The following is an 8560-nucleotide window of genomic DNA, read 5'->3' as shown; positions in this document are numbered from 1 at the left end:
AACTTGGAGACTTTGATAATTTTGAAGAAACAATTTTGGCTTATATGTCTCAGAATGGAAAAGAAGCGGTGTTTTTCAAGATAGTTTTCGCCTAAATTATTTAAGCCGCTTCATCAGTCCTGTCAGGATTTAATGAAACTGGCCCTGTAGCATCCCAGTTTCTGGTTGAGCCAGACCATCTGGAAGGTTTTTCTTTTTTCTTCTGGAGATATAATTTATCTCGCATTTCAAAAATATTTTTGTCTTTTCCTTCATGTCGTTCCGCAGGTGTGACGAATTCTATTTTGCTGTGCCGGTGCTCGTTGTTATACCATTCGACAAAGTTACCTACCCATTCCCGAGCTTCATCAAGACTATCAAAGCCACTGCCAGGCCAGTCAGGACAATACTTTACCGTTCTAAACAAAGCTTCAGAATAAGGGTTGTCATTACTCACTCGTGGGCGGCTGTATGAGCTGGTTAAGTTTAAATCATACATTTTGCTGCGCAAGGTGAGTGATTTCATTGGTGCGCCATTATCAGAATGGAGCACCAATGGGTTATACATCATTTTTTCCTTTAACAGGCTACGCTCAAGTAGTGTAGCGGCATCTTCGCCACTTTCTTGTTCATACACTTCAGCCCCGACTATTTTTCGGCTATAAATGTCCTCTATCATATATAAATAGTAGAACTGACCCACGATGGGTGTTGGCATGTAGCTGATATCCCACGTCCATACCTGGTTCGCTTTTTCTGCGATATAACTCGTTGGTTTGGAGGTGTTTTTGCGCTCTTTAGCCCGCCCTCTATGTGTGACTTGTTCTGCTTTATGCAACACTCGATAAAATGATGATTCGGAGGCAATGTAGATGCCTTTGTCTGCCAGGATAGGGACGATTTGACTCGGTGGTAAATTGGCATACTCGTCCTCATTACAGGTCATTAAAATAGCAAGTTGCTCATATTCGCTTAATTTATTATTACTCGATGTTCAAGTTTTTTCATCCCATTGCCATCAAACTCTTACCTTCACCCAGCAGAACAATACTTTAATGATGCTGTTGGCCCTAAGCGCCCTAAATCTCTGCCAATCATATGTTTTCCTGATGGCATCAGTTGAAACACATCCTTTATTAATTCACCTAACTCTTTCAGCTTATCACCAGGATCTGGAAACTCTAGCAATGACGTGATGAACTCAAGCAGTACATCCATTTGAGACTTGCGCTGTAAGCTTCCTACGGTATACGCAGGTAGTTTGCTTTCAATGCGGGCTATTTGCTCTGGGTGAAGGAGAAGGCAATGGTCAAACAAAAGACTCAGAATCAGGCCACGGCTTGATCCCTCTTCATCTAATTGTTTGGCCTCACGCCCCCATCCTTCATAAAGCTTCCAGTCCTCAAAGAAAACCTCAATCAGCCATCTCAACGTATAGGCTTGAATAATATCTTGTGTGCGCCAAGTCAGGTCTTCGCCACTAAATAGCGATAGTCGTTTTCACCGTCATATTTTAAGGCAATGACAAAGCGTTTTTTACTGTGAGAACTCACCTTCAATCGTGCACTGCTGACAGTCACTTTAATCTCTTTGCCGCCACGTACACGTATTATCTGATCAATGCCTTTGTTAATCGAATTAAAGTAGCTCTCGACTGACCTTATTTTACCTCTATATTCAATATTTTGGTTTTTACGTAATTGGCTAATCACCTGCGAGCCTCCAGATTCTTTAGCGGCTTCGTCCATAAAGGCTTTTTCACCATACAGCGCATCAAGCCAGTACGCCTTTAATTTTAATCAGGCTATGCGCAACTTTAAACTCTATTTAATAAGCCTAATGCAATCTCTGTTTTGGTCGGGTAGGCACTGTCACGTTCAGGCTTAATAGGCCGATCTTTTTTTGCTATACCGCTCTTTTTCAACCGTTTATCTTCTTTATCCCACTGCTTTAAGGCTGGATCCGGCATATAAAAGAAAAAACCGACAGGCACTGTAATGGATGAGGTAACTAGCAGCAATAATACTATCGTTTGTCCATTAACATACCCGCCGGAGCCTTTGTGTTTCTGCTTGTAAACCTTATAAATACGTTTTGTAGACTTAGATCGTGCTCGGTCTGATTCATCAAAGGCCAACACACCTTCAGTAATGCCATAACGTTTTAAAATTAAGACCACACTCACCCGTAGCAACCAGTCCCAGGGTATACTTGCTTTACGAAACACCCAGGATAATGCGGCTACTTTGCAATCTCCAAGGCTTGCTCGCTCAAACTTAGCCCAGCAAACAAAGTTCATTAGCAGTATGCACGTTAAACAAGTGCCCAACCAAGCGGCTTGAATCCGTGTCAAAGCGGCTCCGGGTTTTAGCTGATTGAGCGCATCATTTAAATCGTCAATATAGCTTTGGATAAAGGTGGCTGGGGCATTCATTAACATGGGCTTACACCGATAAAATTACAACAACCTCAGAATACCTGATTTTACCTTCTCAATATCAAAAACTTGAACATCGAGTTTTAGGAGATGGGCGTATGGCATCCGACCTTCTATCGGCCTCTACTCCTCCGTTAACTTGCCAGTTCTGTAAGGTACGAATGCTGATACCAACAATATCACAGGCTTTGCCCTTTCTGGCACCTTGCCCAATGGCCTCATTGATCCATGTGACATAATTTACGCGCTCTGAGTGAGGAATTAAGCGTCTTCATTTTCCTCCCAGAGCGCATCCAGCTTTTTTTCTAAGCACCAATAAGGCCGCTGTTTCTGCAAGTGCTTTCTCTTTGCGATTAAGCTCTTTCTTTAATTTTTTGTTTTCACTACGTAATTGTTTTAATACGTTTTTATCGGTTTTTTCTTGCGTCACGTTTTGCTCTGATCCTTTAAATAAAATGGGTCTTCCAGGACTCAAGTTCAGCTTTATAAAGCCCACGTGTACGACAATATTCATTACACTCTTGCTCGCTCAGGGTACTTGTTTCTATGTAACTACTCAGCGAAGCTGAGTAGTTCAATGAAATTATAAAGCAAATTCAGGTAACTTTCCCTCAAAGACCAAGGTCATTGCCTGAGTTGCACTTAGACCTTGTTTACGGCACGTTGATAAATACCCTCTAACACGACAAAATATCTCTGCACCCTTGGTACTACGAAAGCAGCCGGATATTTTCTGTTGAACCTTGGTCATCCGAATCGAATTTTCTGCGGCATTATTGGTAAATGGCACCCAGGTATTTGTCATGAAGCGCAAGACATCCTCTTCATAATTAATCAGCCTTTCCAGTAAGTTTCTAGCTTTACTGCGTTTTATTCGCTCCCGTTTTACTTCTTTAGGCTTATCGGGTGGTGGGCATTCGATCTCCGCTTTGCCAAGTAATTCTCTGTATTGTACCTTCCATTTTTCTGCTTCTTTATGTAGTAGCATGCCACCTGCTTCATTGACGGCATCATTCATTTTTTCAAGTAGTCGTTTCATTTCAAGCGCCCACTCCTGTTTATCCTGCTCCTAGGCGCGCGTTAATTCCCTCAAATGATGTGCATTACAAAGCGAATGAGTACAATCATATTTATAGTAGGGCTTCCAATGATCATGACATAAAATCCCATGAAAATGGGGTAAAATACCAATGTCATTCATTGCCTCTGTGCCACGTTTGGCATGGGGAAAGAAGTGTGTCCACTGAACATTGGAGGCCCCATGTAGCCAATGGCGCTTACCATTAATATTAATGCCTGTTTCATCCGCATGAATGCACGCTGATTCGACTAAGTGTTCTTTACTGATAGTTTCAAACCCAGCCAACTTCTCATAGGCCAGTTCATTGAAATTATAGATAGAGCCTTCACTAATCGGCATACCTAATTGATCAGCGAAATACTCCTGTATTCGGTTGTAGGGCAATAACTGATATTGCGAAAGATAAACCACATGGGCTTTTATCCCATTACCATATTGCGCAGCCTTAGTAACCTCATCTGGAAAAGGAGCGATAAAACACTGACCTTTTCCATTTATCAACCGTTGCGCCTGGTATTCTGTCACTACCCTTGAGATATCAATATCGAATACCTGGCGTGTTTCAAAGCCATCTGCCGTGTATCGCCCTTTTGGAAAGGTACGGCGATCAATGGTAATGATCTCGATTTCATCCGGGTCATCTATTTTTTGAAGTGTCGTGCCGACATGCGATTTTTGTCCGCCAGAAGGCTTATCTGATTTTTTTCGATTCCCTTTTTTACGTTTGGGATCACTTGCAGGTGGTTTACTGCTATTTTTGCTGTTCAGTGTCACTCCATTGAGTAATACCGTGACTAATAATAGAATCACTTCCAGTGCTGATTTTAGCGCAGGCGATATATCACGCTCAGTTTCAAGTAACTGTTTGGCATGACTGATTGCGGAATCAACATCGATGAAGTCTATTTTCAAAGGGTAACCTGTATTGCTTTAAGGACAGGCTTATTATCTCATGGGTTTTAAATCCCGAATTTTCCTTGTTTTAAGCGATTGTAAGGCGAATAAAAAAGTTCTTCGAGGTCGTAGATGTTTAAGGGGACATTTTGTGATGACTATAGCGATAGAAGCAATAAAGCGTGGATTAATCGACTGTTGGGCAGTTTACTAAAAATCACAAAAACCAGACTAAAACCCTGTCAAGAACTTTTTTAATTATTCAGGCGCGCCATGCTACCTCACAACATTCTGGGACTCCTGTCACCAACATTCATTCGCCTACGCAGCGAATGGGAGATGCCCTGGTCGCCCTGCGTCCGTCTCAACTACTCAACTACGCACAAAACCCTGCTCAGTTAAGTCTACCTCAAATGGCTGGACGGCTATTCGGAATGCAATTCTTGCCTCCCTCGCGCGCTACTAGCGCACTTCGGATCAGCGAATTGCCCTGTCGCCTACCAGAGACTAAAAATCATCACTCCGCTTAGGCTCCGTTTCCCTGATTTTAAGCGTACGCTGAGTAGTTACGTTTCTATAATGGCTGATAATTTTTTCTCGGTTGTCCACTGTATAGGAGAATGGCTTGTGTTTTTAGTGTTTTTGCACTTCTTATCAACATAAGTTTGCTTCCACGTATACAGCGTTCCGTAAGGAATATTTTCGGCCTTAGCTAATTCAGGTACGCTCATATTTAAGGGGGGAAGCATTTTGTTAATGATGGCATCTTTTCTTTCTTTTGGGTATTGAGTTGTCATGGTTTTATTTTTCCGCCCCTTGTTTGAGTTATTATTTTTCAAATAAGGCGAAAACTATCCTGACACGGGGGGGGCCCGCACAAAACATTTTACCAGTGAAGATGTTTATGGATTTTCTGCCAGACGCCTTTTTTGGTTTTCTTTGTCGCAGTCATTGATTGAACAACATCCCAATCATCAACGGAAATGATAGACGGGTAGTAGTTTTCATATACATCGCCAGTCTTTGCAATGCGTAGCTCACCAAGGACACAGCGATTTTTAAGAAGATGATTGATCTTGGCTGAACTCCAAGAGTTAGTGAAATTCTTATGTCGTCTTTTTGCTACTTGTTCAACAAGCTCTTCGTTAAAAATCCTTGCTATATCGCCCATAGAAGTTCCTTCAATATACATTTTAAAGACTCTTTGAACGATTTTAGCTTTCTCATTAACAACGAAATTTGTTTTTTGTTTTGTGCCTTTGTTGTCTATCCACCCTGGGGAAATCCCAACATATTGAATAGTTTCTCCGTTGTTCAATTTATCAATTTTTTGATCAAAGCTTTTTAGAATCCTTTCCCCTTTTTTTGCACTTTCTTCGTTAGCCTGAGCCATCAACATTGACGAATACATAATACTCATCAAATCATTAAGACTATCTTTTGTATAGATTTTCTTATCCATAAGCGTAATGACATTTACATTAGCTTTAAGGATTCTTCGGAAAACCTGGTAAGCATTGTCTATGCTTTGCCTTGAGAGTCTATCTATTTGCTCAATACACAGATACGCAGATCCATCAGCTTCTATGACTCCTGTATCTAAAGCATCTAAAAAGTCCCCTAATGAGCCTTTTTTCAATATGCTTTGCTTTGTATGCGGATAAGCCTAAATCCTTTAACTCAATGCTGTTATTGACAGTATAACCGTTCTCTTTTGCATACTTTAAGATGTCGCCCATCTGTCGTTTGTATGAACTACCACCAGCTTGTTGTTCACTGCTAAACCTGACATATGGGTAAATGATTTTTTCCATTCTTGAACTCCTTAAATTATGCAAATCTCAACATATCACTTTTCCTGTTAATCATACATAAAATTACCATCAACCTGGCGCCGGCCGATGTGCCCAAGGAGGGTGGGCGGTTTGATTTGCCCATTGCACTTGGAATTCTGGCAGCTTCGGGGCAAATATCCAGTATCGAGCTAGCTAAATACGAATGCCTTGGAGAACTTTCTTTAGGCGGCGAATTGCGCTGTGTTAATGGTGTATTGCCGGTGGCATTACAGGCGCGAGATGCTAAACGTGCCTTATTTTTACCTCTGGAAAATGCACAGGAAGCAGCACTGGTGAAAATGCGCGATTATTCCCAGCACAGCACTTACTGGAAATATGTGCGCACCTGAATGGACAGCAACGCTTACCTATACAAATAGAGCAGATTCCAGACCATGACATGCTGAGTTCAGAACTTAACTTCGCCGATGTACAGGGTCAGTTTCACGTAAAGCGTGCCCTGGAAATTGCTGCAACAGGCCTGCATAATATGTTGATGCTGGAACCTTCGGGCACTGGCAAATCTATGCTGGCATCACGCTTACCCAGCATCTTGCCATTATTAACCGAAGCGCAGGCATTGGAGAGCGCGGCGATAGTGTCTATCAGCGACACGCATTTTGATGCGCAGAACTGGCTCAAACCACCCTATAGAGCGCCACATCACACCGCGTCTGCACCCGCTTTAGTGGGTGGCGGCAGCAATCCACAACCATTGGGGAGTCGCTATTTTTGCGAAAGCTTGTTTTGGGCATCCCAGCCCAAGCAAGCAGCAAAAACTTAACGCGACCACTTATGCCTCCGGCGGCCCCGATTCGTCCTCGTCACCTCGTCCCGACCCAACAAGGGGTCGGAACATAGGCTCCAAATGACTTGACGCCGTGTCGGATGGCCTTTTATTTTGTCTCCACCTTCGCTAACGCTCAGACTCCGACAAAATAACGGCCCTACGGCTATCGCGGACTAAAAATCATCACTTCGCTTAGGCTCCGTTTCCCTGATTTTCAGCGGGGGAAATTTCCCTGGCGCACAATGGCTTGCTATTTGCGCGTCTGCTCTCTCTCTTTCTTCTATTCTCTTCTCTACTCTATCACTTCCTTCCTCGTTCTTCCTCTTCTTCTCTGACACCTCTCTCCCTCTCTGCTCTCTGGCTTTTCTCTTTTCTCTTCTCTTTTCTCTTTCTTTTCTTCTGGTCTGCCCTCTTCTTTCTTCGTCTCTTTCTCCCTCCTTCCGGGAAATGGGGTTCCGACCCACCCCCCGAACAACCCACCGTTTTCCCGTTTTATCTTCTCCTTCTGATTTTTGTCCTTCTCTTTCGCTCACATCCCTTCCGGTTGTCCCTTTTCGTTCTTCTTCCCCCCCATTTACCTGTTCTCTCTTGGGTTTCTTTTTTCCTCTGTTACTTCTTCTTCCCTTGTGTCTTTTTAAAAGGAAAGAAAGGAAAAAAAAAAAAAAAAAAAAAAAAAAAAGAGAAGAAAGAAGAAAAAAAAAGAAGAAAAGAAAAAAAAAAAAAAAAAAGAGAATGAAAGAAAGAAAAGAGAAAAGAAAAGAAAGAAAAGAGAAAAGAGAAAAGAAAAAAGAAAAAAAAGAAAAGAAAAGAGAAAAAAAAAGAAAAGAAAAGAAAAAGAGAAAAGAAAAGAAAAGAGAAAAGAAAAGAAAAGAAAAAAAAAGAAAAGAAGAAAAGAAAAGAAAAGAAAAGAAAAGAAAAGAGAAAAGAGAAAAGAAAAAAAAAGAAAAGAGAAAAGAAAAGAAAAGAAAAGAAAAGAAGAAAAGAAAAAAAAAGAAAAGAAAAGAAAAAGAAAAGAAAAGAAAAAAAAAGAAAAAAAGAAAAGAAAAGAAAAGAAAAAAAAAGAAAAGAAAAGAAAAAAAGAAAAGAAAGAAAAGAAAAGAAAAGAAAAGAAAAGAAAGAAAAAAGAGAAAGAAAAGAAAAGAAAAGAAAAGAAAAGAAAAGAGAGAGAAAAGAAGAAGAAAAAAAAGAGAAAAGAAAAGAAGAAAAAAAAAAAAAAAAAAGAGAGAGAAAAAAAAAGAAAAAAAAAGAAAAGAAAAGAAAAAAAAAGAAAAGAAAAAAAAAGAAAAGAAAAGAGAAAAAGAAAAGAAAAGAAAAGAAAAGAAAAGAAAAAGAAAAGAGAAGAAAAGAAAAGAAAAGAAAAGAGAAAAGAAAAGAAAAGAAAAGAAAAGAAAAGAAAAAAAGAAAAGAAAAGAAAAGAAAAGAAAAGAAAAGAAAAGAAAAGAAAAGAAAAGAAAAGAAAAAAAAAGAAAAGAAAAGAAAAGAAAAGAAAAAAAAGAAAAGAAAAAAAAAGAAAAAAAAAGAAAAGAAAAGAAAAGAAAAGAAAA

11 protein-coding genes and 3 pseudogenes are annotated in these 8560 nt (G+C 40.2%); 5 read left to right on the top strand and 9 right to left on the bottom strand.

The genetic code is table 11. The features are described 5' to 3' along the window. Positions 1-100: 100 nt before the first annotated feature. From K6984_RS29510 to tnpC, 6 genes and pseudogenes are all read right to left on the bottom strand, one after another. Positions 101-961: pseudogene (locus tag K6984_RS29510) on the bottom strand (IS3 family transposase); the annotation flags it as partial. A 50-nt stretch (positions 962-1011) separates the two neighbouring features. Then, complete coding sequence (locus K6984_RS31930) at positions 1012-1410, bottom strand: hypothetical protein (protein ID WP_230988357.1); 399 nt, start codon at positions 1408-1410, stop codon at positions 1012-1014. A gap of 35 nt (positions 1411-1445) precedes the next feature. Next, positions 1446-1727: a hypothetical protein gene (locus K6984_RS31925; RefSeq protein WP_230988356.1), complete on the bottom strand. Its 282-nt coding sequence runs from the start codon at positions 1725-1727 to the stop codon at positions 1446-1448. Between the two features lie 68 nt (positions 1728-1795). Beyond that, positions 1796-2419, bottom strand: coding sequence for a transposase (locus K6984_RS31920; RefSeq protein ID WP_230988355.1), 624 nt, complete (start codon positions 2417-2419; stop codon positions 1796-1798). Positions 2420-2687: 268 nt separating this feature from the next. Next, positions 2688-2891 carry a LapA family protein gene (locus K6984_RS29500; protein WP_221898548.1) on the bottom strand — a complete coding sequence of 68 codons (204 nt, stop codon included), beginning with the start codon at positions 2889-2891 and terminating at the stop codon, positions 2688-2690. Positions 2892-2999: 108 nt separating this feature from the next. After that, positions 3000-4409: pseudogene (tnpC, locus tag K6984_RS29495) on the bottom strand (IS66 family transposase). A 314-nt stretch (positions 4410-4723) separates the two neighbouring features. Between tnpC and K6984_RS29490 the strand changes: the two are divergent. Further along, positions 4724-4921 (top strand): hypothetical protein, encoded by a 198-nt coding sequence (locus K6984_RS29490; protein ID WP_221894617.1) that lies wholly within the window; start codon positions 4724-4726, stop codon positions 4919-4921. A 36-nt stretch (positions 4922-4957) separates the two neighbouring features. Here K6984_RS29490 and K6984_RS29485 read toward each other — a convergent pair whose 3' ends face one another. After that, complete coding sequence (locus K6984_RS29485; protein WP_221898546.1) at positions 4958-5230, bottom strand: helix-turn-helix domain-containing protein; 273 nt, start codon at positions 5228-5230, stop codon at positions 4958-4960. 47 nt (positions 5231-5277) lie between these two features. Beyond that, positions 5278-6030 carry a recombinase family protein gene (locus K6984_RS35485; protein ID WP_221898545.1) on the bottom strand — a complete coding sequence of 251 codons (753 nt, stop codon included), beginning with the start codon at positions 6028-6030 and terminating at the stop codon, positions 5278-5280. A 210-nt stretch (positions 6031-6240) separates the two neighbouring features. Here K6984_RS35485 and K6984_RS29470 point away from each other — a divergent pair. Both K6984_RS29470 and K6984_RS35480 read left to right on the top strand, forming a co-directional pair. Beyond that, positions 6241-6941, top strand: a pseudogene (locus tag K6984_RS29470) (ATP-binding protein); the annotation flags it as partial. A 17-nt stretch (positions 6942-6958) separates the two neighbouring features. Next, positions 6959-7087, top strand: a complete 129-nt coding sequence (locus K6984_RS35480; RefSeq protein ID WP_263458596.1) for a hypothetical protein — start codon at positions 6959-6961, stop codon at positions 7085-7087. Between the two features lie 102 nt (positions 7088-7189). Here K6984_RS35480 and K6984_RS29465 read toward each other — a convergent pair whose 3' ends face one another. Next, a complete protein-coding gene (locus tag K6984_RS29465; RefSeq protein ID WP_221898543.1) occupies positions 7190-7549 on the bottom strand; it encodes a hypothetical protein in 360 nt (119 codons plus the stop codon). A gap of 11 nt (positions 7550-7560) precedes the next feature. Here K6984_RS29465 and K6984_RS29460 point away from each other — a divergent pair, with 11 nt between their 5' ends. Together K6984_RS29460 and K6984_RS29455 are read left to right on the top strand one after the other, a co-directional pair. Beyond that, positions 7561-7752 carry a hypothetical protein gene (locus K6984_RS29460; protein WP_221898542.1) on the top strand — a complete coding sequence of 64 codons (192 nt, stop codon included), beginning with the start codon at positions 7561-7563 and terminating at the stop codon, positions 7750-7752. After that, on the top strand, positions 7749-8560 hold an 812-nt coding region (locus K6984_RS29455; protein WP_221898541.1), incomplete at its 3' end, for a hypothetical protein. The genes K6984_RS29460 and K6984_RS29455, both read left to right, overlap by 4 nt.

This window comes from Bathymodiolus japonicus methanotrophic gill symbiont, assembly GCF_019721995.1.
GTDB lineage: Bacteria > Pseudomonadota > Gammaproteobacteria > Methylococcales > Methylomonadaceae > Methyloprofundus.
Note: the sequence above shows the minus strand (reverse complement) of the source record. Positions and strands in the feature narration are given on the sequence as shown.